Below are 24,323 nucleotides of genomic sequence, written 5' to 3' on the forward strand. Positions count from 1 at the left end.
CATTTTATCTTTTTCAACCATTTAATTGCAGATTATTATAACACAAATCAACACAAATTATTCCAGATTTAGTCTTTTTTTCATAATGGTTAGGGTCGTGTAATAAAAACCCACTCCCATTACCACATTAAGTACGGTTGAACTATTAAGAAGCCAATTGATGGTAGTGATGGCATCGCTGCCATTTAGAACACTGTTCTCCAGATTTCCGATGGCAAAAACAGTCATAAAAATCGACATGATAATCTGGAGTGCAATCGTAATGACGATATAAGCCCCAAACGCAGCGACAATCCGGTGCTGATTAAATAATTGGCCAATGGCTATGGCTGCATAGATCATCAGAATCGAAGCAACGGTTTCAACCAGTAAAAAAATGATCATTTCAAAAATAAAAAAATTCAGTTCCATTCCAGTCTGCAGGTAAAACATTGAGTAAGCTGACCGGATCGCCTGAGTCAACTCCATCATCGAAAAGTTCCCCAGCGAGAAGATAAAAAAAGTCAAAAAAATCATAATTGTACAAACAGCCGACCAGATTAGGCCAACGATCAGCTTGGAGCATACCAGCTCCCAGGTTTTAACTGGCAGCGAAAACATCAGGTAGCCTTCGTCAGTAAATAAATTTTTATAAAAGCGCTGAATGATCATGACCAACGTCATCACACATATGGCTACTACCAGCACAAAATAGAGAGTGAAGCTGATACCTAAAATGATTTCCGCTGCCTTATTATTGGATACCGCTTCAGAAAAGAAATCCGGAGCACCAATTGCCATCACCAATTTGGTGAAAACTGTTAAAATCAACAGGGCGCCGTAAAGAGGAATAAAAATTCGGCTGGTGGCCCTAGTTTCATGCTTAATTAATTTTGCTAACATTTAAAAACCTCCCTGAATAATCCATCCACAGACTTGTTATGGGTTTCCCGGATTTCATCCACACTGGAACTCAATGCCAGTTCGCCCTGATTAATAAAAATAATGTCATCCAATATCTGCTCAACATCAGCAATCAAATGCGTCGAAATAATTACCGAGGCCTCTTCTTTATAATTGGTGATGATCGTATTCAATATATAGTCTCTGGCGGCTGGATCCACCCCGCCAATGGGCTCATCCAGGAGGTAGAGCTCAGCTTGACGGCTCATCACCAGGATCAGTTGCACTTTCTCCTTGGTTCCCTTGGACATGGTCTTGAGTCGATCATCAGGGTTGATATTTAGATCTTTTAACATGTTTTCAGCTTTAATGCGATTAAAGTCAGTATAAAAATCTTCAAAGAAAGCAATGATTTCACTGACCCGCATCCAATCATTTAGGTAGGTTCGTTCCGATAAATATGATACTTTCGCTTTGGTGTCGACCCCTGGAGGCTGACCGTCAATAATAATTTCCCCTGCTGTTGGCACCAGCAAACCAGCTGCTATCTTTATAAAGGTGCTTTTCCCGCTGCCGTTTGGTCCCAGTAATCCAATGATCCGGCCCCGGGATATTTCCAAGTTGATTTGGGAAAGGGCTGTTTTCTTTCCATAGCTTTTGGTTAAATTCTTAGTGCTTAATATGGTCATCTTCCTTCTCCCCTTCCTCGATCTTTTCCATCAATTCCAATATTTCATTACGACCCATCCCCAACTTTTTCATTTTTTCAAGGAATGCGCTAATTTCCTGAACTGCCAAACCCTTTTTTGCTTCTTCTATCACTTTCATATCCTCCGTAATAAATCTGCCGCTGGTTCGTTGTGCAAAGACGAGTCCCATTCTTTCCAGTTCTGCCAATGCTTTTTGCATCGTATTGGGATTGACGCCTGCATCCATTGCCATCTCTCTCACTGATTCAAGTTTTTCTCCCGGTGCATAAATACCGGAAATGATTCTAAGCTCTATTTGTTCCACCAACTGTTTATAGATGGGGCGATCGGAATCGATAATCCATTTCATGGCTGTCCTCCTTTGTATTATTGTATTACTTGATTAATACAATAATACTATTTAATTAAATTGTCAAGCGTTATTAAACAAAAAGAAAAAAACAGAACTCCGAGAGCTCTGTTTGAAGTTAACTCAGCATACCGCTTTAATATATCACGGCTTAGACTTCTTTGATTTCAAAAGCACTAACCATCTGTTTAAGCAGCTGTGCCTGTGCGGACAGCTCTTCACTGGCGGCAGAACTTTGTTCGGCAGTGGCGGAATGGGTTTGAACTACCGTCGATACCATTTCAATTCCCTGATTAATCTGTTCGATCGCGCAAGCCTGATCATGAGACGCCTCGGCAATATTTTTTACCAGATCGGTAACAATTTCAATCTCTGCCAGAATTTCTTTTATGCTGAGCGCTGTATCATCGGCGATTCGGCTACCAACTTTTACCGCATCAATGGAGCCTTCAATCAGACTGGTGGTTTCTTTGACGGCGGATCGACTGCGTACTGCAAGATTTCTGACTTCCTGGGCAACGACTGCAAAACCTTTGCCGTGCTGTCCGGCCCGGGCCGCTTCCACTGCGGCATTCAAGGCTAAAATATTGGTCTGGAATGCTATATCATCAATAACCTTGATAATTTGGGAAATATTTTGTGACGATTCATTAATAGCTGTCATAGCGGCCACCATTTTCTGCATTTGGGAATTGCCATCGATGGCATTTGTTCGCACTGCCAGCGCCCGCTCATTGGCTTCATTGGCGCGACTAGCATTATCTTTGGTTTCAACGGCCACTTCCTCAATCGATGCCGACAATTCCTGAATTGAACTGGCTTGTTCGGTCGTCCCCTGTGCCAATGCCTGGCTACTGTCAGAAATTTGGATGGCACCTCCCTCCACCTGGGCTGAAACCCCATCAATATCGGCAAGGGTGGTACTCAGTTGCCGATTGATGTCGTTAAGTGATCGTTTGATGGCTGAAAAATCGCCTCTGAATTCGGTGGTAATTTCCTGATTTAAATTACCCTGTCCCATTGCCGCCAACGTACCTGTTATTTCACCCACATAGGCCGCCAATGAAGTGATCGTCTGATTAAGATCCTCTTTAATTCTGGCATGATCGCCCTTGTATGCACCCTTAACCACCGTTTGAAGATTTCCTTGGGCCAAGTCCTGAAGCACGCTGGATGCTTCTTTGACCGGTTCGATAATCGCATCAAGCGTCTGATTAAATCCCTCAATGACCATGGCATACTCACCACAAAACTTACTGCTATCGCCTCGATGGCTTAAATCACCTTCCACCGCAATCTGAGCCATTGTTTCAGTTTCAGCCACCAATTGATAAATATTTTCCATCATCCCCACCAGGGTCGGCATCAATTTATCATTTTCGCTGCGCTTGCCATTCTGCTTTAAATCGGCCAAATCACTGAGATTGCCTTCCCGAATATTCCCTGCTATTCGTGTGATGGTCAGCAGCAACCGACGAATCCCATTGATGGACTCGGCAATTTCGGCATAAATCCCCAGGTAATCACCCTGAATTGACTGAGAAAAATCATTCTGATTCATCAGACCCAGCACCCGATTACCATCTTCCAGCGCCGCTAAGCCATCAATGCAGGCGTTGATGCTATTCTTAAAGGTTTCGAAATCACCATAGTAGGTGTCTTCTATTTTTTCGGGGATGATCCCACATCCAATCTGACTGACATATTCAGCGGCAACGTTTATTGGTACAACCAGGGCATCCAGTGTGCGATTAAAGCCAATCAGAATTTCTTTGAACCCGCCATTAAAGGCATCGGCATTGCTACGGATCTCCAACTGCCCGGCAACAGCTGCTTGAGCTAGCAAAGTAGACTCGGCAATCAGTCCCCGAATGGTTTTTATGGTCTGCTTTAACGCCGGGGTTATTTCATCCTGATCATCCTTGGCCTCAATGTTAGCCGACAGATTCCCGTTTGAAATCTGATGCATGGTTTCAATGACAACGTGCTGCAGATCATCCGCAAAATGGTCCATGGCCTCCGCCATTTCTCCCACCTCATCCTGACACTCCATCTTCAGTCGCATCCCCAAATGACCCATACTCATTTCTTTGATCATCACATTAATTCGAGCCATCGGTTTCGTGATGGTTGACGTAATCAGAAAGCCCAGCAGTAACGAGAGGATTACTCCAACAACCAACAAGATGATCGTTAACAAAGTTGATGATGCCGCAATAGCCTGGTTACTTTTAGCGGTATCTTTTACAATCACCAGTTTAAGCTCCATCATTTCACGATAATTGGCTTCAATTTGCGTATAGATTGTTTCAAATTCACTGCTCTTTGCTAGAACTCCTGCTTCGGCTGATCTCCCTGCTCGGGTCAGATCGATCATTTCAGTGACCATGGCATCAAATTGATCTTTAAGCAGATAGGTTTCATCGGCTATTTCAATGGCTTTCGAATCCATCAAGGTCGTTTGAAACGTTTTAAGATTGGAGTCGAATCGAGCGTTTCTTTTTAAGATTTCTTTTTCAATGGCATCAATGTCTTCCGGCGATGTGGCTCGGGTTAAATCATCAACTTTTCCGATAATTCCCTGAAAGGAGTCGACGATATTAACCAGTTCTCCCAACGGTTTGGCCATTTTCTCATAAAGATAAACATCTTGAAGACTGATTTTTTGAATACCCACCAACCCCATGGCTCCAATCCCTCCAGCTATGGCGGCAATGATCAGATATCCCAGAATTATTTTTCGGCCTATTTTTAAATTATAAAACCATTTCATTTACTTTTCTCCCCATCTGCTAACTGATTTATATCATTAAAGCTCATACAAACTAAATAACAGCGATTGAGATATAGGTTTCCCTATTATCTTCATCGCTGTTAAAGTCTAACATGCTCTGCAGTACCATATGTTAACGGCCTGGAAAGATTATATTAAGAGTCTGTTAATTTATCGTCATAATTATTTTAATTAAGGATCGTTCCGATTGTCAAAACAATAATTATCGGAACTAATGAGATCACCAGGTTTTGCACACTCAGTGGAAATGTCTTTGTCTTGGACTGCTGTTTTCTGAATTTTGAAATATTTTTATGAATAGGGATTAAACCCACAATTGCAATTAATCCATAAATTGGCACTAATCCAAGCATTACCATTATTATAGTGGCAGCAAACCCCAGGTAATAAAGCGCTGCAAAAATATTCAGAGCATTTTTTACACCAGTGTAATAAGGCAGGGTAAAGCGGTTTACTTTAACATCATCGTCAAGATCACAGATGTTATTTGCCAACATAATATTGGCAATCCCTGTGATCGCCGGGATTGTAACAACGCCCAATTTCAGTAGGTCCAGGATGTTAAATGACACTTGCAGAAGCCAGTTCGTAAAGGTAAAATAAATTAGACTAGCTTCAGGGGCATTAATAAAAACCACTAAGAAGGGAATAAACAAGCCCATAAATAATCCCGAGAAAATTTCGCCTAACGGCATCCGGGAAATTGGTACTGGACCGAAGGTATAGAAAATCCCCACGCCAAAACAGAGGGCGCCCAATACTAGAACAATCACTCCGGTATAAAATACCAGGGCCAGCCCCAATAATATCGCCAGAATCAAAAGGAAATACAATATCTGCTTCGCGGTTCTTTGAGAAAATTCCAAAATCTTGCCATTTGCTTTCACATCGATGTAATTATTTAAGGCGGTTGTTGCCATATCAAAGCTCAGCATTGATGTGAAAAATAGCAGTGTATTGCGAATATCAACCTGTTTATAGGTATACAGAACATAAGTCAAGCCCAGTAAAAATGGCAACAGACTGGCTATTTTTGTCCGAATTTCGACATAATTTAAAAACCGTTGGATCATCCGTTAATTCTCAACTTTCCAAATTCGCCCCAAAATCTTACCCATTAATTGTCGCTGATGCTTATTCGGCAGGGTATCGATCATTTTTTTTGTCTTGCGATAATATTTTTCGGCCACATCATGGGCCATTGAAACGCCACCAACATCGACCACCTCAGCAATGATTTCGTTAATCTCTGCCACACTCAATTGTTGCTGTCGGATTCGCTGTTTGAGTTCCGGTTTTTTCAGAAAAGCAAAAATTAACGGCAAGGTGATGACTTCTTCGGCCAGGTCATGCTTAACCGATTTTTTAGTTTCCACCACATCAGCTTCATAATCTGCACAATCATCGAGGATCTGAAAAGCCAAACCCATATTGTGACCAATCCGCCCCATAAAACGGGCTTCTTTATCACTGCTTCCATTGATGATGGCCCCGGAATACATCGCCAGCGCAAAGAGTGCCGACGTTTTACCAGCAATTATTTTCAGGTAATTTAAAACACTTAGATCGGTGTCTGAGTTATGTTTAAATTGACGCAGTTCGCCTAAACATATTTTTGTCATGGCCTGGGTAAATTCTTTCAGCTTTTCGGGATAGTGATTGGAAATCTCAGCCACCATGGCAATCGCAATGCAGAAGAGGTAATCACCACAGATTACCGCTTCTTTTTTGCCAAACTTTTTTTGCAGACTGGCTTGTCCCCGACGGATATCAGCCTCATCAATGATGTCATCGTGAACCAGGGTGGCAAGGTGCAGAATTTCCACTGCTGCTCCGGCAATAACAGCATCCTGTCGGACAAGCCCTTCTTCATCCATTGCCGACCCCAACAATAACATCGCTCTTAAATTTTTTCCAGTTCCCAATGTCAGGTGTTGCATCATCGCCTGGATTAATTCATCAGTACCCAACAAGGTCTCATCGATCAATCGTCTAACTGCTTCAAGAGCAGATTGGTGGTCCAGTCGTGGTGATAATTCACTCTTAATCATGATAAATATATAGTTTTCGGACGATTTTGATATTCTTATAGTGCTCTTTTAACCAGGGTATTGCATAATAATCAAGTCCGAATACGCTCCCTCCGCCAAAAATAACTGCCACTGCCGCAAAAATCATCCACCATGTACTCAGATAAAGCCCGGTAGTTGTCACAAACATCCCCTGGAGAACGATTGAATATAGGGCGGAAATGGTGGTGAACAGACCTAGAATCAACAAGACTCCGACAAGTATTTCAGAATAGACGATCACCGACTGAAAAAACACTTCTGAGCTCCCACTACTAAGAATCACAGTGTTGGTAAACCAATCCATAAGACCCATTTGTATTTTAATGGCAATATCCGATGTCTGAATTACAATAATTTTAAACAACCCTAAGATATTCCAATTGATGAGCAGATTTCCGGCCGCTTCAGCACCCGCTCCGGCTGCAGTAGCACTTGATACCGCATCGCCGCCACCAGTACCAGCCTGGAGAATCGAGTAATACAAATCATTTGCGCCTTTAAAAAACGGTGTCAGCATCGGCTTTTGGAGCCAACCTTCATTGACTTTCTTGATTCCCTCATAGACCCAGAAGGCACCTAAAAAAACCCGTAGGGGCACTAATAAGAAACTGGGCGTCCGATTTGAAAAATGGCCACCGACGAAGCTTCGTGAATTTCGGATCGTAAAAAACTCGTGTCGGATATAACTAAAGACCTTATTCCACCCCAAAATTTGGATGAAATAAATAATATTAATAAAATGCTTTATAAACTGAGAGAGAAACGAAGGTAAAGCAAATTTCTTTTTTTCGGTTCCGACATATGAAATACCATAACGGCCGCCGATACTAACCATTACGCCATGGAACTTGGGCGCATACCTTTCCATTTTCCCAGTTCCGGTAATGACACTGATCAGATTATGAGCTACTGTATCAGCAGATTGCTCGCAGTTTTCAACCATCTGTGGTACCGGTACTGTTTCACCCTCAGGAATATAGAAAATATTATCCCCGGCGATAAAAACATCATCTTTTCCTTCAGCTCTGAGAAATTCATCGGTTTTAATTCGGCCACGACCAACCTGAGTAAGTTGAACGGCCTGGTTAGCAATATCTGAACTCTCAATGCCAGCCGCCCAGACAACCGTCTTGGTAGGTAGTTCATGATGCTGATCAGCCTGTTTGAGGCCAATGAAGTCGGCGCCAATACAATCAACAGCTGTTTTTAACCTTACTTCCACGCCCATTTTTTCCAATCGTCTTTTTGCTTTTTCTGAAAGTTTCTCGGATAAATTAGGGACGACTCTGTCCATCATATCAACCAGCGTAATTTTTACCATCTCGCGCTCAATTTCAAATTGCTTGCAGAGTATCGGTACCCATTCCGCCAGTTCTCCGGCCATTTCGACGCCGGTAAATCCAGCCCCTAAAACATAGAAGCTTAGTAATTTCTGTTTTGCTGCTTGATCCGTTTCCTGCAAAGCTCCGGTGAACATTTCAAAAATATGTCCCTTCAGCTTAATTGCATCTTCATAAGACCAGAGCTTATAAGTATACTCTGCGGCTCCGCAAATGCCAAAAAACGAGGGTTGTGAACCCGAAGCCATTACCAGAAAATCATAGCTATAAGATGCGCTTTTCCCGGTTAGTTGCTTTTTTTCATAGTCAATCGCAGTAATTGTATCAATTACCACCTCAACATTTCGACCTTCGAAAATACGCTTAATGCTGATTCGGATACTATCCTCTTCAACACGATTTGCGGCCACCTCGTGGAGTTCAGTGAGCATGGTATGAAAGCTTTTTTTGTTGATCAAGGTAATCTTAATATCCGTCTGGCTTTTCAAACGTTTGGCAAGCTTTTTTGCAATTAGAATACCCGAATATCCGGCTCCTAATATAATAATATTCTTTTCCATAATGCACCTCCGGATTTAAACTTTTATTTTACAGCTCTCTTTTCATGATTATCTTCGTTCACTTATTGCTTAAATGAATAAGAGCCTCTAAATCGATGTCTTTCACACTTCAACTTAGAGGCTCCCAAAATTTTTATTGTGAAATGTCAAACATTACTGCTGTTGTTTTAATTCCTGAACGCCGGTAACTGAACTTGTCGCATCCATTTTAAAGGTAGCCTGGGCTTCGGGATTTGTAAAATACAAATTACCTTCGATTTTTTGATCTTTAAGTTGGAAATCTGTCGCTGTTACATAAACATCACCGACAAAAGTACCATGTTCGATGCTGGCTTTGGGACTGTTAATGGTAATTTTTGGTGCTGTCAGCGTGAATCTGGCAGTAACATTTCGGGCATCATCCTGTGTGTAGAGACCAATCTTTCGTTGAACAATATCATTTCCGGCGTCATCTTTCTTACCATTGACAAACTCACCATCCAGAACCAGGTCGGAATCAATTTTTAAATCACCAAGGGTGGCAATGATCCAGGTACCATCCTTACTGATGGCTTTTATAAAAGCACCCTCGGTATTGACAATCGAAGCGGTGGTGACAACATCTGTTGTTGTCTCTGAATCTTTTTTGTCTGTGGTTGCCGGAGTTTGCGTACAACCTGAAATCACTATAGCAAGAACTAGCAACATTCCTAAAACTACATTTCTTTTCATTTTCTTCTCCTTCTTGATTAAATTAGCTTAAGCAAAGCTTAGTATATTAATACCCAAAAGAAATCATTCTAATCTGAATTTTTAAAAAATCCACTACTCAGCGTTTCCGTTTCTTGCGATGAATCGAGATCATTAGCGCCAGACTTAAAATGATTGCCGTAGAATACCCCAGCGCCCCCAGTGCTGGAATCCCCATAAATTGAGGGGTCATGTCAGTGGTGGCAATAAAGCTCGAACCAATTAAAAGCGCTGCCAGAATAATGCAGATCACGATCTTATTAACCATCTTATCAATTTCAGCCAGAGGCTCATCCGAACCCATCACCTCCAGATTGACTTTCAACTGCCCCTTATTGGCCAGACTCAAAAAATCGGAAATTTGGCCGGGAACACTGATGGCCTTTTCGCCAGAAATCAGGATTTTTCTACGATTTGTTTCCATAAAATTATTCAAGTCAAAATTGGCAACCTGCTGTCCGGCCATGTGATTGGCCATGATCCGGACAAAATTAGCGTCCGGAGAGATTTCGGCAATGACCCCTTCGATGGTGATCATCCCGCGACTCAGCATGCTGATCCCCCGGGGCATGCCGATATGATTTTCAGCAGCGATCCGCAAAATCTCTTCTAAAAATCGGCCCATATTGATATTGCTGAGTTCTTCGGTGCCGTAGACATCAAGCATCCGGTCAATCGATTCATATAACAGTGAATGATTGATCCGTCGACTCTTGTGAACCCCCAACGATAGAATGGCCCCTTCCAGGCTTTCGACATCACGACTCGCCACGGCCTTGACACTTCGCCGTAGTAGTCCCATTTCACGCTTGGACAGTTTCCCCATCATCCCCAGATCAATCCAGACAATCTGACCATTTCTGATAAAGATATTGCCCGGATGGGGATCAGCATGAAAAAAACCATCATCGATGATCTGTTTAACATAATTTTCAGCCAGTTTAACCCCGATTTCCTGAAGATCATAACCGGCGTCCTGCAGTCGTTTTTTTTCATTGATTTCGATACCGACAATGTCCTCCATAACCAGAACCTTTGAGGTCGTAAACTGATTGTAAATTCGCGGACAACCGATGTATTTGATTTCGGCATTGAGCTCGTTGAATAATTGGGCATTCTTGGCTTCAAACAAAAAATCCATTTCCTGCTGGGCAGTACTCCACATTTCATCGACGATCATCTTAAAATCGACCACATCGCCAATGTTGCTGGCAAGATTGAGAATCCCGGTGGCCCGGTTTAAAAGTACCACGTCCTGAGCCATCACCTTATAGATTCCTGGGCGCTGCACCTTGATCACCACCTTGGCACCATCAACCAATTCGGCAGCATGAACCTGGGCGATTGAAGCCGATCCCAACGGTACCCGGTTGATTGTCCGAAATACCTCATCGATCGGGCAATCATACTCGTCTTCAATAATACGAATAAATTCATCAAAGGGCATCGGGGTAACCTGTGAACGCAGTTTTTCAAGCTCGCTACAATACTCACTGGGAAAAATATCCCGACGCATCGACATAATCTGGCCAATTTTAATAAAGGTTGGCCCCAGGTCTTCAATGATCAATCGAAGTTTTTCCGGAGTCAACCCTTTGGTAATCTCATGTTTTACCAGAATGGAAATAATTATTTTAAGCCGTCTTCCATTGGTTTCCATTGAATTTTTGGTTAGATCTTTTACTGTTACACCGGCATCACTTAAGTTCATCAATTTCCTTTTCGCTGACATTTTCTTCTAAATCAGAAACCTCGATGATTTCCTTCTCAACTGGGGCTGCCGTCGTCATCGCCTCCAGTTTGTCTTTAATCTTCTGAAGCTCTTCGGGGGTCATCTGATCGAGACTATCAATAACGACTTTCGCACTCGGAGCTGTTTCTTCTTTGACTACATTAACCGTCACTGTATCTCTGATGGTTTCTTTGATATTATGTTTTAACTCTTCATTGAGAATTTTGCCCTGCTGAACCGTCAAATCACCTTTTTCCACCAGTTCATCGATGAGAATCTTTGATTTCTCAGCGGTGATTGCCACTGCACCGACGCCAAATAAAAACACCTTTTTTAAATCTTCGCTGATATTGGTTAACATTTTTCTCCTCCTGTTTTCATCAAATTTATTTAGTTTTTCCATTGGAATAATAGACGATTTTAGCTATGATGATCTTTATTTATCTCAGTGTGCTCTTTTGGGGAGTCGCTCCATTCTTATAAAAAAGCACACCGCCGATAAAAACAGATGTTAAAAGACCTATCGCAAAAAATATACCCCGTTCTTTTTAAATCAATCACCAAACGGCATTATTTTCATTTTAATTCTGCAATTTAAAACCACCTTGAATCAGACCTTCCCGAATCTGGCGAATGTGTTCGTAATTCCGGGTTTCCAACTCGATCCGCAAAAAACAGCCATTGATATCTGATCCTTCATTGCTCCGCTCATGGTGAATGGAGATGACATTGCCACCGAGATCGGCAATAATCTGGGAAACCTTCTTCAGCTGACCGGGCTTATCCAGCAGCTCAATGTTAAATGAACAGGTTCGACCGGAAGTAAGCAATCCCCGTTTAATGATTCGGGATAAGATCGTGACATCAATATTCCCGCCGGAGACAATGCAGACCGTCTTTTTCCCTTGAATCGGTAGTTTGCCAAACATCGCTGCTGCCACCGCCACTGCCCCGGCCCCTTCAGCAATGAGCTTTTGTTGTTCAATCAGAGTCAGAATAGCCGTCGAGATTTCGTCTTCGGTCACCGTGACAATTTCATCGACAAAATCACTGCAGAGGCTGAAAGTCAACTCACCCGGTTCTTTCACCGCAATCCCATCTGCAATGGTGGATACCTGAGGTAACCGACAGATTTTATTGTTTTTAATCGACAGCTCCATACTGGGTGCGCCACAGGCCTGCACCCCATAAACTTTAACATCCGGCTTTAAGGATTTAAGGACATAGGCAATCCCGGAAATCAGACCTCCGCCGCCAATTGGGACGATCACTGCCTCCAGATCCGGCAGACTTTCCAATAATTCAAGTCCGATGGTGCCCTGGCCGGCGATGACAAACTCATCGTCAAAGGGATGGATAAAGGTATAACCCTTCTCAGCCTGAAGCTCCAAGGCTTTGGCATAGGCCTCATCATAGCCGCCTTCAACCAGACAAACCTCGGCGCCATACGCTTTGGTGGCCTCCACCTTAGAAATCGGCGCACCGTCCGGCAGGCAGATCAGAGCTTTGATCTGATCAATCGCCGCCGCCATCGCCACTCCCTGAGCATGATTGCCAGCTGAACAGGCAATGACGCCTTTGGCTTTTTCTTCGTCACTAAGCTGGGATATTTTATAGCAGGCCCCCCGAACCTTAAATGATCCGGTGATCTGCAGGTTTTCGGTTTTTAAATAAATATCACTGTCTGGACAGATTTTGGGCGCATGAATCAGATCGGTGGGACGGACGTATTTTTTTAATGTAAATGATGCGTGGTATATTTTATCCAGTGTTAGCATTAGCTCTCCTATAATATTTTACTGTTAGGTAATTGCGAAACTGCCGTGAGCTTTGTGCCCAGTTTCGCACGAAACAATTGTTACACTGTACGGCGGACAGTTCGCTGAACTGTTCGCCTACACGTTACACAATTGTTTGTGGAAACTGCACTCAAAGCAACCATTGTTCGGTGCTTTTTCATTTCGCAATTACCTATATTTTACTGTTTTTATTTGGGTTTGGCCATCTCACTGGGGTACCATTTTAGAAACCACAGTGAAAATGCAAAGGTTGGGATGCTCAAAAGAATCGGAATGATCGCTGCGAAATTGATCAGCAGCGTGGTATTAAGCCATAGGGCCAGGCCTGCCTGGGCCAGAAATACCAGTGACCAGATATAACATAACAACCGATTGGTTCTTAGAAACAACACGTTTTTAAGGGCGTTGCGGCCATTGAAATAGTGGGTGTAGTCTGCTGTTAATGGAACCGTCTTTAAGGTCGAAATGACCCAAATCAGTGCCAGGGCAAAATACCCGATGATTGCAAAAGTGTTTCCCTGATAATCCGATCCAACGGTTACCACCATTAAACTGAGCAGAGAAAAAGTTAATAAAGTCGCCCGTTCAAAATAAACCAGATCGGTGCCGCGCTTGATACCGCAAAGGATACCACTGATCATCATCGGAATCACTACTCCAATCAAGGGATTGTAATTGGCAAAAAGAAAACAGAAAATCCAGGGGCACATTGCCACAAAGAACCAGTAGGGGGTGTTTTTAAAACTGATCGGCACCAGCCGTTTTTTCTTATCGGGATTTAAATTGACCGGTCCAAACAAGCCATCGAGAAAGGCATTGAAAACCCGCATATCGCCAACAACGGCGTATTTTTTTTCTAATAGCGATTGGGCGGCATCAATTTTACCTTCCAGGATACGCTCCAGAGTGGTCAGCGTGATGCTGATCGCCGTTGTCTCCCGGGCAAAATCATTTCGGAGTAAGGTACAGGTTTCATCCTTGATCACCAGCTGATAGCGTTCTTTTATGTCGGTAAAATCAATCTGGAGCACCGCATTCATTTTAGGCCGGATCTTGGGATTAAAGGCAGCCTGAACCTCTTTCATATAATTCCAGGCGATCAGACCACCATCAGAATCCTTCATCCGGGTATCATCCACTCCCCAACTCAGATTTGTTGTCTGGAGATAGGTCGGCGTTTCCACAAAGGGTTTTGCCAGACCTTCCCGTATTTTCGGTGAAATGCTCAAGCTTTCACCGTATTCTTTTCCGGCTATTTTAACCAGATCCAGATACGGGCCGGTCAGATTGTCCAGCTGGTGGATCCCCAGCAGTTCACCTTCAACGCAAATAATTTTTTCCCACTTATCCTTGCCAAAAAGATTATTAAACTGTTCTTCGACTCCCTCATAATTGTTCTTTTTCGATGGAAAACCACATGTGCTGATCAGCACATGTTTTTTATTTTGCATTTTTTCTGGGTTCCGGAAGGGATGTCCGTAGGTTCCCCTACCTTCGTTGTCAATAAATGGGAGCAGTGCCGGTTGGGTTCGTTCCATAAATTTTTTCATGGCGCTGGAGATCCCATAATGGTACAGCGGCGTGGCCCAGATCACAATATCGGCCTCTTCATATTGATGGAACAGTTCCGTCATATCATCCTGAAAAACACATTCTCCCGGGGTGGTCGTCCAGCAGCTATGGCAGCCGGTACAGGCACTAATATTCTTCTGGATTAAATTGATGGTCTCGACGACTGTTTCCGGATCATACTCAATTAACCCCGATGTAAATTGTTCGGCAATGATCATTGTATAGCTTATGGTTGATTTATGACTGCCGTTTAACAAGAGAACTTTACGCATGGTATCCTCACTTTCTTATTTAACTAACTGAAAAAGGTCATCAAATAAACGATCCTGTTGGTGGCATCGTTTTTCCTAATATATAATACCTCATCTCCCAAAATTATAACAAAAAACATCGCCGACGAATACACCTAATTTGAAACTTATGTTTTATCAGTTCTGGGATTAAGGCATCCTTCGTGTGTCACGTGTTATAATGATACACAAAAGCGTCTCATTTTGACACACGAGACACAGATTCACCATCAAAAAAACCAGTTTCCGGCTTTTTTAAGCGTACTTTGTTTTGGCATGATTATTGCGGGTATATAATTACACGTCCATGTTTATGGGCAAATATATGGTGACTATACCAAAAGGAGATTATCATGAGTAAAACAAAAGTATCTGTTGTAAAGGTTGCACAACCTGAAGGCAATGCCTCTTTCATGAACGGAAAATATGTCCGGATTGAAGAGGATGTCAGAAAAATTGAAGCCGCTGTTGCCGAAGCAGTTGAACTCGCTATTGGTTCCCTTGATACCATCATCAAGGAAGGCGATACGGTCTTAATTAAACCGAACCTTGCTTTCCAGGCTCCCCCTGAAAGCCACGCCGTTGTTGATCCCCGAACCATCGAAGCTGTTGTTTCTTATGTTAAGAAAAACTCCAAAGCAGGAAAAGTCGTCGTCGGCGATAACCCTTCCTTAGGCATGCATGTTGGCCGGGCCAAACCTGCCTTTAAAGATTCCAAAATGGAAGAAGCTGCTAAACTTGGCGGCGCTGACGAAGTCATTTATTTCGATGAACATGATGTTGTTCCGGTAGAAATTGAAGGGGCTAAATTATTCAAACATGCCACCGTTTTTAAACCCTTCATGGATGCTGATGTAGTCATCAACCTGCCAAAAATGAAGGTTCATTTAGCTGGTACCGTTACCTTAGGCCTCAAAAACTGGAATGGGATCATCCCCAATTGTCACCCCAACGATCAACAGCAAGGGGCTCACCGTATCGAGTTGGGGCAAAAAATGGCCGATATGTATCGAATTCGCCATGCCGATCTGACGATTGTTGATTCCGTTATTGGGATGGAAGGTCAGGGACCGCACGCCGGAACCCCGATTGAAATGAACCTGATTGTCGCTGGCACCGACACCGTCGCTGTCGATTCGGTCGCCTGTTCGATTATGGGCTTTGAACCGATGGAAATACCTGCGATCCGCTGTGCCGGAACCGAAGGTCAAGGCGAAATCGATTTAGATAAAATCGACGTTCTGGGGAACTCCATCGAATCAGTCATGAAACATTTTAAACGTCCCGGAGGTGATCCCATTGGGATGTATGCCGGATTAACCTGCATCATGCAGCAAACCTGTCCTGGTTGCTTTGTCAATGTTCGAGGAGCTCTGGACTCATTTAAAAACTCCGGCATCGACATGAAAACCTTCCTGGCTAAATCCGGTGAAGTCGTGGTCATCGCCGGTGGTGTGCCAGACATTGATCCACAATTCTGTGCCGGTAAAAACGTCTTTATTTGCGGCGATTGCTGGGAACTATTCCCCTCAGCAGACAAAGTTCGGGAAGCAGCCTCACTGGCTAAATCAGTAACCTATTATCCCGGTTGTGCACCCGTATACATTTTTGCACAACTCAACGGTGATCTTCAGAAACTGGCTGCTGGCAAATAGATTTTCGACTCTCGGTATCAGGGGATCCCCCCTGATACCCTTTGTTAATCAATTGCAAAAGCAATCGCCTTCGCAAGAAACAAACCAACAAAATAGAGGAGTGTGAACGCGTTGAAAATTTCTGCTGATTTTGAGATGATTAAAAAAACCTGGGAAGACTTTATCGTATCCGGGAACGTCGGACATCATGTCCGTAAACCGATCATTGATTCCTGGCTGCGCTGTCAACAAGCAGGACTTGATCCCCGGGCTTTAAATCGCACTCCAACAGTCAGCGAAGAAAATTTTAGAAAACGCCTCGAACAGAATCAGTTATTGCTGGATGTCAGTATTCCTTTTATGGTTGAATTACAGGAATTTGTCAACAAGTCTGGTTTTTCCACCACCCTCACCGATCCCAACGGCGTCATTTTGGAACTGATTTGTGACCAAGCTATTTTAAAAGAAGCCTTCACCAAAAATCTGGTTCGGGGCAGCATCTGGAATGAACACATGGCCGGCACCAACGCCACTGGTTTAGCCATTGATCTACTCCAGCCAATTCAGGTAATCGGCGCCGAGCACTACTATGAATGCTATCACGAACTAACCTGCTCTGCCGCACCAATTCTTGATGCCAACGGCAAACTGCTGGGCGTCATGGATATGGCTGGACCTAAAGAAATGGCCTATCCCCATACATTGGGCATGGTTGTTGCTGCCACAAAAGCAATCTCCCGACAGCTCTGTATTGCCGAATCCCATCGCCAGGTTGATTTAACCAATCACTACCTGCGAACCCTGATCGACTCAATGACCGATGGGGTGGTGGCCGTCGATCTCAAAGGCAAAATCATTGGCATCAATTCTCAAGGTGCCAAGATTTTAAAAACCACTACCTTTGAATCCTACGGGAAAAATATTCTGGAAATTATGGACGGCGAAACGATTCTCGATCATAACGGTGATGTTCCGCCATCATTTGAAGAAAAAGATAAACACATTATTACAAAGAGTAAAAAAATCAACTGCCTGATTAACAGCAAACTGATTCTTCATGACAATGGCACTGTTGCTGGAGCTGTTGCCACCTTGAAAGATCTGGATAAAACCATTCAGGTTTCAGAAAAAGCCAAACGCAAAGGCACCCGATTTACCTTTGATGACATCATCGGAGAAAGCTCTGAACTGCTACGCTCTGTCCATCTTTCACAAATTGCCGCCAAAGGTAGTGCGACGGTTCTTTTAGAAGGCGAAAGTGGAACCGGCAAAGAAATGTTTGCCCAGGCCATTCATAATGCCCATCAATCAGACCAGCCCTTTATTGCCATTAATTGTGCCGGAATTCCCGAAAGCCTGATTGAAAGTGTGCTTTTTGGCTATGAAGAAGGATCTTTTACGGGAGCCAGCAAACACGGAAAAATCGGAAAATTTGAACTGGCCAGGGGCGGCACCATTTTTCTCGATGAAATTGGTGAAATGCCCTTAAACACCCAGACCATCCTGCTACGGGTTTTACAGGAGCGGTACATCCAACGCATCGGTGGAAACAAGGATATTCCCATTGATGTGCGGGTTATTGCCGCTACAAATAAAAATCTTGCCGAAGAAGTTAAAAAGGGGCGGTTTCGACAAGATCTTTACTATCGACTGAATGTATTGCAAATCAATATTCCACCGCTACGCAAACGAAAAAAAGACATTCCCATTCTGGCTGAGTTTTTTCTGCGTGACATCACCCAGACCTGCGGTAAATACATCGAGCCCCTCCACCCTTCCACTATCGCAACGATGCAGGAATATGAGTGGCCGGGCAATGTGAGACAATTTAAAAATGCCATTGAACAGGCCGTCAATTTTACCGAAACCAATCGCATTGACAACTATTTTATTGCCAGTTACTTACCCAATATTAACGCTGAGCTGACCCCGAAAGAAAACCTTCCTGTACAAAAAAAGATTATTGAAACACTAACAGAGCAACCCAATGTGGACTTAAAAAATATCGAACTCACCACCATTAAAAAAGCCCTAGCTCTTTTTTCTGAACGCAAGAAAGCAGCTGAGTACCTGGGTATTTCCCGGAGTACCCTGTACCGCAAAATGAAACTGTATCACCTGGAGGACTAAGCATGAAAAAAGACCTCATTTGGATTGACCTGGGACTGATTTCCTATGAAGATGCCTTTGTCATTCAGGAACAACTCCATAAAAAATGTGTCACCAAAACATGCCCGGACACCCTGCTTTTTCAGGAAAACTATCCGGTTATCACCCTGGGTCGGGGCACTCATGAGCAGAACCTGCTCCTGACCCCAGCTGAACTTTTGGATCAAGGTATTGCTCTGACAGCGGTTAGCCGTGGCGGTGATATTTCCTATCATGGCAATGGTCAATTCATTGTTTCACCAATTCTGCACTTTGATCAGTATGTCAAGGGGGCACATCAATATGTTCGCTGTCTGGAACAGGTGGTTATTAATCTGCTGGCTCATTATCAGCTAAAAGGCAAACGTATCAAAGGACGCAGCGGCGTCTGGGTTGTAGAACCCGAAACCGGCGAAGAAAAGAAAGTCTCCGCTCTGGGCATTGCGGTATCCCATGGGGTTACCCTCCATGGCATATCGATTAATGTCAACCCCAACCTCGAACATTTTAAGGCCATCATTCCCTGCGGCATTGCAGACAAAGGTGTCACCTCCATGGAAGCCTGTGGATGTCCCCCGATCAACCTGCCTGATCTGCGTGACCAGTTCATTTTGGCCTTCGATGAGATGTTTGGCAGCAACACTACTAAAAGAACCATTGACGAAATTGTCAGTCATAAACGTTAAACTGTGTCTTAAACAAATAGTTGTTAATCTTGAAGAAAAAATTTAAAGGAGAACCAAATGAAATACGAAATAGCAATCCCCGAATTCGCTGAAGGCGCTGAAGAAATCAATTTAAGACAATGGCTTGTGGCTGTTGGCGACACGGTTAAAAAAGGTGATAACATTGCTGAAGCAGCCACCGATAAAATTTCTATCTACATCGAATCCCCAGCCGACGGGGTTCTTTCTGCGATCCTGGCGCAAGAAGATGATCGCGTTTTAGTTGGCCAGATTATTGGCGAAATTGAGGGTTAAGAACATGGCCGGTATACATCAGGATAAGGTTATTATCATCACCGGGTCGTCCCGGGGAATTGGTTATTCGTTTGCTGAATATCTCAGTAATGAAGGGGCCAATATTGTTATTATTGGTCGAAATATTGAAACTGCCAAGGCTGCTGCCGAAAAGCTGCCGACCAAATGTATTGCTATACAATGCGATATCTCGTCCGAAGCAGACGCCATCAGAATGGTCGACATTGTTATGGAAACCTACGGGAAAATTGATGTGCTGATTAACAACGCCGGAATCTTCCCCGTTAAAACCTTCAGCGCCATGACCCTGGACGACTGGAAAGCGGTGATTGACATTGATTTAACCGGCACCTTTATCGCCACTCATGCGGTTTACAAGGTGCTGGAAAAGCAAAAACGGGGTAAGATTATTAATGTGGCTTCCATCGCCGGTCGGGTTGGTGGACTCGGGTTTACTCATTATTCCGCCGCTAAAGGTGGTGTCATCGCCTTTACCAAAGCCCTGGCCCGGGAAGCTGCTCGTCTCAACATTCAGGTTAATGCCATCGCTCCAGGAGTTATTGAAACCGATATGGCCAATTCAAACTTCCCCAAATATGCCCTGACTGAGCACACCAAAAATACCCCGGCCGGTCGACTGGGAACAGAAGAAGACTTATTGGGGATTATCTCCTTTCTTTGCTCATCAGGCAGTGATTACATCATCGGGCAGACCATTGCCATCGATGGTGGTTATACCATGATCTAATGTGGATCTGACCAAATTGTTGAGGAGACTTCCATGAATATACAAGACTCGTTTATCAAGCTAAAAACCAGTGATGTCACCATCACGTATCTGGAGGCCGATGGCCAGGAATTTACTCAGACCTACGCCACGCTTTTTGAAAATGCCATGAAAGTCCTCGGCGGTTACCAGTCAGCCGGTCTAAAAAAAGGATCCCTGCTGGTGTTTCAGCTAAAAAGTATCCAGGCCCAAATCACCTGTTTCTGGGCGGGCATCCTGGGCGGCATGGTTCCCGCCATCCTACCCCTGGCCCAGGATGAAAAATCACGGGCTTATCTGCAAAGTGTCCTTAACACACTGGAAGACCCCATCATTGTCAGTGATCTGGAAGGGGTAACAACCCTGTTTGAAAACAACCAGCTGATGTTTCGGGCCTTGACCGAATCGTCCCCGGGAACCATTGTTTCAGTGTGTGACACAGATCCTGGAATGATTCAGTTTACCTCCGGTACCTCTTCGGATCCGAAAGGCGCTGTTCTGACTACCCGCAACCTCCAAGAAGGCGGTGTTGCCAGCAGTATCATCGTCCGCGACAATGTGCAGGAACGCTATCTAAGCTGGCTGCCGCTATCCCATTGCTTTGGTTTTGTCGGCTATCATCTGGTTCCGATTGTCAACAACTTTCCTCAGTATTTAATGAGCCCGCTGCAGTTTGTAAAAAACCCCAACCGCTGGCTGGAAAAGCTCTCGCAGTTTTCCGCCACTGTCACCGGAGCGGCCCTTTTTGGCATCGAACTATTGCTGAAAGTCGGCATTAAACAGAATCGGGCAGTAAATCTTGACACTCTTTATATCTGCTTTTGCGGTGGCGAAGATGTCAATCCCCTTTCCTTAACCGCTTTCGAAGATCAAACAGCCCCAATGGGTTGGACCCGGGATACCTTAAAACCAGCCTACGGTCTTAGTGAAACCACCATGGGTGTGGCTTACACCCCCTACGGTTCACCCTTCCGGATGGATTATTTTTTGGGCAGCGGCATTGCCATTGGCGAAAAACTGTTCTTCTGTGATCCTGATGATGATACCATCGGCCGGATGTCAGTAGGTGTTTTGGACGAATGTAATGAGGTCGTCATTAAAGATCTGAACGGAAATGTTTTGGATCCGGAATATCTGGGTCTGATCCATATTCGTGGCACCAATGTCATGCAGGGATATTATTCCAAAACTAAAAACACCCCTACCGGGGTGGATGAAGACGGTTATTTTAACACCGGCGATCTGGGCTTTTTTCGAAATGGCTGGTTGAATATATTTGGCCGCTATAAAGATATTATTATCGTCAACGGTGAAAATTATCTGGTCTCCGATCTGGAAAAAACCGGCAAGCAGGCCTTGCCTGAGAATACCAACCTGATTGTTGTTCAGGGCAAAAACCGGAACACTCAGGACAACTGTCTGATTCTCTTTAGTGATTCCAAAAATCCGGAAACTTTAACCCTGGCTGGCCAGTCTATTTCTGCCACCTGGCAGCTTCCGATAAAATGGGGTGTGATGATTGACGAAATACCCAGAACCACCTCTGGAAAAATCAACCGGTTAGCTTTGGCTGTTGCCTGGGAAAACGGCGACTATGATCATTATGATCTGGCCATTCCCTTAAGCAACGTTTCTGAATCAACCCTGGATGGACCATATAATGAGATGGCAAATTGCTGGGCCGATATTCTGAAAATTTCGCCAGCGATGATTGGGCTTGACAGTCATTTTATTTTTGATCTCGGCGGCGATTCGCTGGGTCTGATTGATCTGATTAACCAACTGGAGCAGACCAATGGGATTAAAATAAACACCAATCAGTTCCGCAACTACCTGACCTTAACTGAAATGACCAATTATATTTTGTCACTTTAACAAATTTTTTAATATTTTGCTGACTCATCAGCAGTAATGGAGACAATTATGAATGTAGATCAATTAACAAAATTATTGGAAGACGTCAAAAACCACGAATGCGAGGTCAATACCGCTCTGGAGTTGCTAAAAACCTTGCCCTATGAAGACCTTTCCTATGCCAAAGTGGATCATCACCGGGAGCTACGAAACGGTTATCCGGAGGTGATTTACAGTCCCGGAAAGTCGCTGAACCAGATTAAGGGGATTGTCGAAAACATGCTGACCCGATCCACTGGCAACATCCTTGCTTCCCGGGCTGAACGGGACGTCTTCGACACCATCAAATCCATTACCCCTGATGCTATTTATTACGAAGAAGCCCGCTCCGTGGTCGTCAAACGGGAAGAATATAAAACCACCGAAGATTATATTCTTGTCGTCACGGCCGGAACCTCAGACATTCCGGTTGCTGAAGAAGCCGCTGTAACTGCCATGGTGATGGGCAATCAGGTCAAACGACTCTATGATGTGGGAGTCGCCGGGATTCATCGGCTACTTGGCAACGTCCCAATTATCAATCACGCCAAAGTCATTATTGTGGTGGCTGGTATGGAAGGTGCTCTGGCCTCAGTCGTCGGTGGACTCACCGATAAACCCATCGTTGCCGTTCCCACCAGTATCGGTTACGGCGCCAGCTTTGGTGGAATCTCGGCTTTACTGGGGATGCTGACCTCCTGCGCCAGCGGGATTGGTGTTGTCAATATTGATAATGGTTTTGGGGCTGCCTGTATGGCATCAAAAATTAACAAACTATAAACATAAGCGAAATTTCATCAGGGCGTGGCCCAAAGAAGGAGAATTGTCCATGAAGGTTTTATTTTTCGATTGTTTTTCCGGTATTAGTGGGGATATGGTTTTGGGTGCCTTTATTGATTTGGGTATTGATCCAGCATACCTTGACGCTGAACTGAAAAAGCTGAATCTCAGCGGGTTTCGTATCGAAGCCGAGCAAACCATGAAAAAGGGAATTTCCGGCACTCGCTGTCATGTTATCCTGGAAGCTGACCGACACCATCATCGGCACTTTAATGATATAAAAGAAATCATCGAAAATTCAACCCTCTCAGACGAGGTTAAAAAAACTGCTCTGGCTATTTTTATGCGGGTGGCAGTCGCCGAAGGCAAGGTTCATAATGTTTCGGTTGAACGGGTTCATTTTCATGAGGTTGGCGCTCTCGATTCAATTGTTGATATCGTCGGGGCGGCCATCTGTTATCATGCCTTAAAACCGGATCTGGTTTATGGTTCCAAAATAAATGTCGGCAGCGGCTGGGTTCGCTGTGCCCATGGTCTCTTACCGGTACCAGCTCCAGCCACCGCAGAGATCCTCTGTAATTCCAATTTCGAAATGTATTCCAAGGCCATAGACGGTGAATCAGCCACGCCCACCGGGGTGGCCATTCTCGCTGAATTGGCTACCTATTCCCCGACCACCCCCAGTTTTATTCCGGAAAAAACCGGCTATGGTTTTGGCGGCAAGGATTTTGGGGTTTTAAATGCTCTGCGGATTATTCAGGGGCGTAAATCTGAAGCCAACACCATTATGGTGGTAGAAACCAATGTTGATGACATGACTGGCGAAATGGCTGGCTATGTCCTCGAAGTTTTATTGCAAAACGGTGCCCTGGATGCCTTTTACACGCCGGTCTATATGAAGAAAAACCGCCCAGGCATCCACCTGACGGTTCTCTGCAGCGAAGCCCGGCTGCCGCTGATTGAAGAAATTATTCTAAAGGAAACCTCCACCATCGGCATTCGCAAATACCCGGTTGAGCGAACCTGCATGCACCGGCATTTTAAAAAAATAGCAACTCCACTGGGTGAAGTAACCATTAAAATATCCCAACAGGGCGATATTACCCGGGCTACCCCGGAATATGAGGATGTCAAAAAAATCGCCCAGGAATCGGGCAAATCGCTGTGGGAAGTATTAGAAATGGTTGAAAAACTAAAGTAGCGTTGCAAACCAGTAAAACAAAAGACTCAGATGCTTAGCTTTCTGAGTCTTTTGTTTTGTTGTATCCACTGATATTCCTTTTAAAATTACCC

The 24,323-nt window shown here is 44.1% G+C and carries 20 protein-coding genes; 8 read left to right on the forward strand and 12 right to left on the reverse strand.

What is annotated here, in order from left to right:
- Nucleotides 1-57: 57 nt before the first annotated feature.
- The 12 genes from CHL1_RS11300 to CHL1_RS11355 all read right to left on the reverse strand — a co-directional run bounded on the left by CHL1_RS11300 (nt 58) and on the right by CHL1_RS11355 (nt 14,811).
- Nucleotides 58-882 carry an ABC transporter permease gene (locus tag CHL1_RS11300; RefSeq protein ID WP_250932954.1) on the reverse strand — a complete coding sequence of 275 codons (825 nt, stop codon included), beginning with the start codon at nt 880-882 and terminating at the stop codon, nt 58-60.
- Nucleotides 876-1,571 carry an ABC transporter ATP-binding protein gene (locus CHL1_RS11305; RefSeq protein ID WP_070371109.1) on the reverse strand — a complete coding sequence of 232 codons (696 nt, stop codon included), beginning with the start codon at nt 1,569-1,571 and terminating at the stop codon, nt 876-878. The genes CHL1_RS11300 and CHL1_RS11305 overlap by 7 nt, the downstream gene beginning before the upstream one ends.
- Nucleotides 1,552-1,941, reverse strand: coding sequence for a GntR family transcriptional regulator (locus CHL1_RS11310; RefSeq protein WP_070371108.1), 390 nt, complete (start codon nt 1,939-1,941; stop codon nt 1,552-1,554). Before CHL1_RS11310 ends, CHL1_RS11305 begins: the two co-directional genes overlap by 20 nt.
- A gap of 151 nt (nt 1,942-2,092) precedes the next feature.
- Complete coding sequence (locus tag CHL1_RS11315) at nt 2,093-4,714, reverse strand: methyl-accepting chemotaxis protein (RefSeq protein ID WP_250932956.1); 2,622 nt, start codon at nt 4,712-4,714, stop codon at nt 2,093-2,095.
- Nucleotides 4,715-4,902: 188 nt separating this feature from the next.
- Nucleotides 4,903-5,808: a UbiA family prenyltransferase gene (locus tag CHL1_RS11320; protein ID WP_250932958.1), complete on the reverse strand. Its 906-nt coding sequence runs from the start codon at nt 5,806-5,808 to the stop codon at nt 4,903-4,905.
- Nucleotides 5,809-5,811: 3 nt separating this feature from the next.
- Nucleotides 5,812-6,723 carry a polyprenyl synthetase family protein gene (locus CHL1_RS11325; RefSeq protein ID WP_250932959.1) on the reverse strand — a complete coding sequence of 304 codons (912 nt, stop codon included), beginning with the start codon at nt 6,721-6,723 and terminating at the stop codon, nt 5,812-5,814.
- 55 nt (nt 6,724-6,778) lie between these two features.
- Nucleotides 6,779-8,707 (reverse strand): NAD(P)/FAD-dependent oxidoreductase, encoded by a 1,929-nt coding sequence (locus CHL1_RS11330; protein WP_250932961.1) that lies wholly within the window; start codon nt 8,705-8,707, stop codon nt 6,779-6,781.
- Nucleotides 8,708-8,860: 153 nt separating this feature from the next.
- Complete coding sequence (locus CHL1_RS11335) at nt 8,861-9,418, reverse strand: hypothetical protein (protein WP_250932963.1); 558 nt, start codon at nt 9,416-9,418, stop codon at nt 8,861-8,863.
- Between the two features lie 97 nt (nt 9,419-9,515).
- Nucleotides 9,516-11,147: an ABC1 kinase family protein gene (locus tag CHL1_RS11340; protein WP_250932965.1), complete on the reverse strand. Its 1,632-nt coding sequence runs from the start codon at nt 11,145-11,147 to the stop codon at nt 9,516-9,518.
- A complete protein-coding gene (locus CHL1_RS11345; RefSeq protein ID WP_250932967.1) occupies nt 11,134-11,529 on the reverse strand; it encodes a hypothetical protein in 396 nt (131 codons plus the stop codon). Before CHL1_RS11345 ends, CHL1_RS11340 begins: the two co-directional genes overlap by 14 nt.
- A gap of 220 nt (nt 11,530-11,749) precedes the next feature.
- A complete protein-coding gene (ilvA, locus tag CHL1_RS11350; protein ID WP_250932969.1) occupies nt 11,750-12,946 on the reverse strand; it encodes a threonine ammonia-lyase in 1,197 nt (398 codons plus the stop codon).
- A gap of 209 nt (nt 12,947-13,155) precedes the next feature.
- Entirely contained in the window at nt 13,156-14,811 is a 1,656-nt protein-coding gene (locus tag CHL1_RS11355; protein WP_250932971.1) for an NAD(P)H-dependent oxidoreductase, read from the reverse strand.
- Nucleotides 14,812-15,182: 371 nt separating this feature from the next.
- Between CHL1_RS11355 and CHL1_RS11360 the strand changes: the two genes are divergently transcribed.
- From CHL1_RS11360 to larC, 8 genes are all read left to right on the forward strand, one after another.
- Complete coding sequence (locus CHL1_RS11360; RefSeq protein WP_148636377.1) at nt 15,183-16,484, forward strand: DUF362 domain-containing protein; 1,302 nt, start codon at nt 15,183-15,185, stop codon at nt 16,482-16,484.
- A 111-nt stretch (nt 16,485-16,595) separates the two neighbouring features.
- Nucleotides 16,596-18,593: a sigma-54-dependent Fis family transcriptional regulator gene (locus CHL1_RS11365; RefSeq protein ID WP_250932973.1), complete on the forward strand. Its 1,998-nt coding sequence runs from the start codon at nt 16,596-16,598 to the stop codon at nt 18,591-18,593.
- A gap of 2 nt (nt 18,594-18,595) precedes the next feature.
- The gene (gene lipB / locus CHL1_RS11370; protein ID WP_228883139.1) at nt 18,596-19,297 is read left to right on the forward strand and encodes a lipoyl(octanoyl) transferase LipB; all 702 of its coding nucleotides are present in this window, start codon (nt 18,596-18,598) and stop codon (nt 19,295-19,297) included.
- Between the two features lie 57 nt (nt 19,298-19,354).
- Complete coding sequence (locus tag CHL1_RS11375) at nt 19,355-19,591, forward strand: biotin/lipoyl-containing protein (RefSeq protein WP_070371954.1); 237 nt, start codon at nt 19,355-19,357, stop codon at nt 19,589-19,591.
- Between the two features lie 4 nt (nt 19,592-19,595).
- Nucleotides 19,596-20,339 (forward strand): SDR family NAD(P)-dependent oxidoreductase, encoded by a 744-nt coding sequence (locus tag CHL1_RS11380; RefSeq protein WP_228883137.1) that lies wholly within the window; start codon nt 19,596-19,598, stop codon nt 20,337-20,339.
- 33 nt (nt 20,340-20,372) lie between these two features.
- Complete coding sequence (locus CHL1_RS11385) at nt 20,373-22,232, forward strand: non-ribosomal peptide synthetase (RefSeq protein WP_070371956.1); 1,860 nt, start codon at nt 20,373-20,375, stop codon at nt 22,230-22,232.
- 48 nt (nt 22,233-22,280) lie between these two features.
- A complete protein-coding gene (gene larB, locus CHL1_RS11390) occupies nt 22,281-23,030 on the forward strand; it encodes a nickel pincer cofactor biosynthesis protein LarB (RefSeq protein WP_070371957.1) in 750 nt (249 codons plus the stop codon).
- Between the two features lie 49 nt (nt 23,031-23,079).
- The gene (larC, locus tag CHL1_RS11395) at nt 23,080-24,231 is read left to right on the forward strand and encodes a nickel pincer cofactor biosynthesis protein LarC (protein ID WP_070371958.1); all 1,152 of its coding nucleotides are present in this window, start codon (nt 23,080-23,082) and stop codon (nt 24,229-24,231) included.
- Nucleotides 24,232-24,323: the final 92 nt, after the last annotated feature.

Source organism: Acetobacterium wieringae, assembly GCF_023700225.1.
GTDB classification, from domain to species: domain Bacteria; phylum Bacillota; class Clostridia; order Eubacteriales; family Eubacteriaceae; genus Acetobacterium; species Acetobacterium wieringae.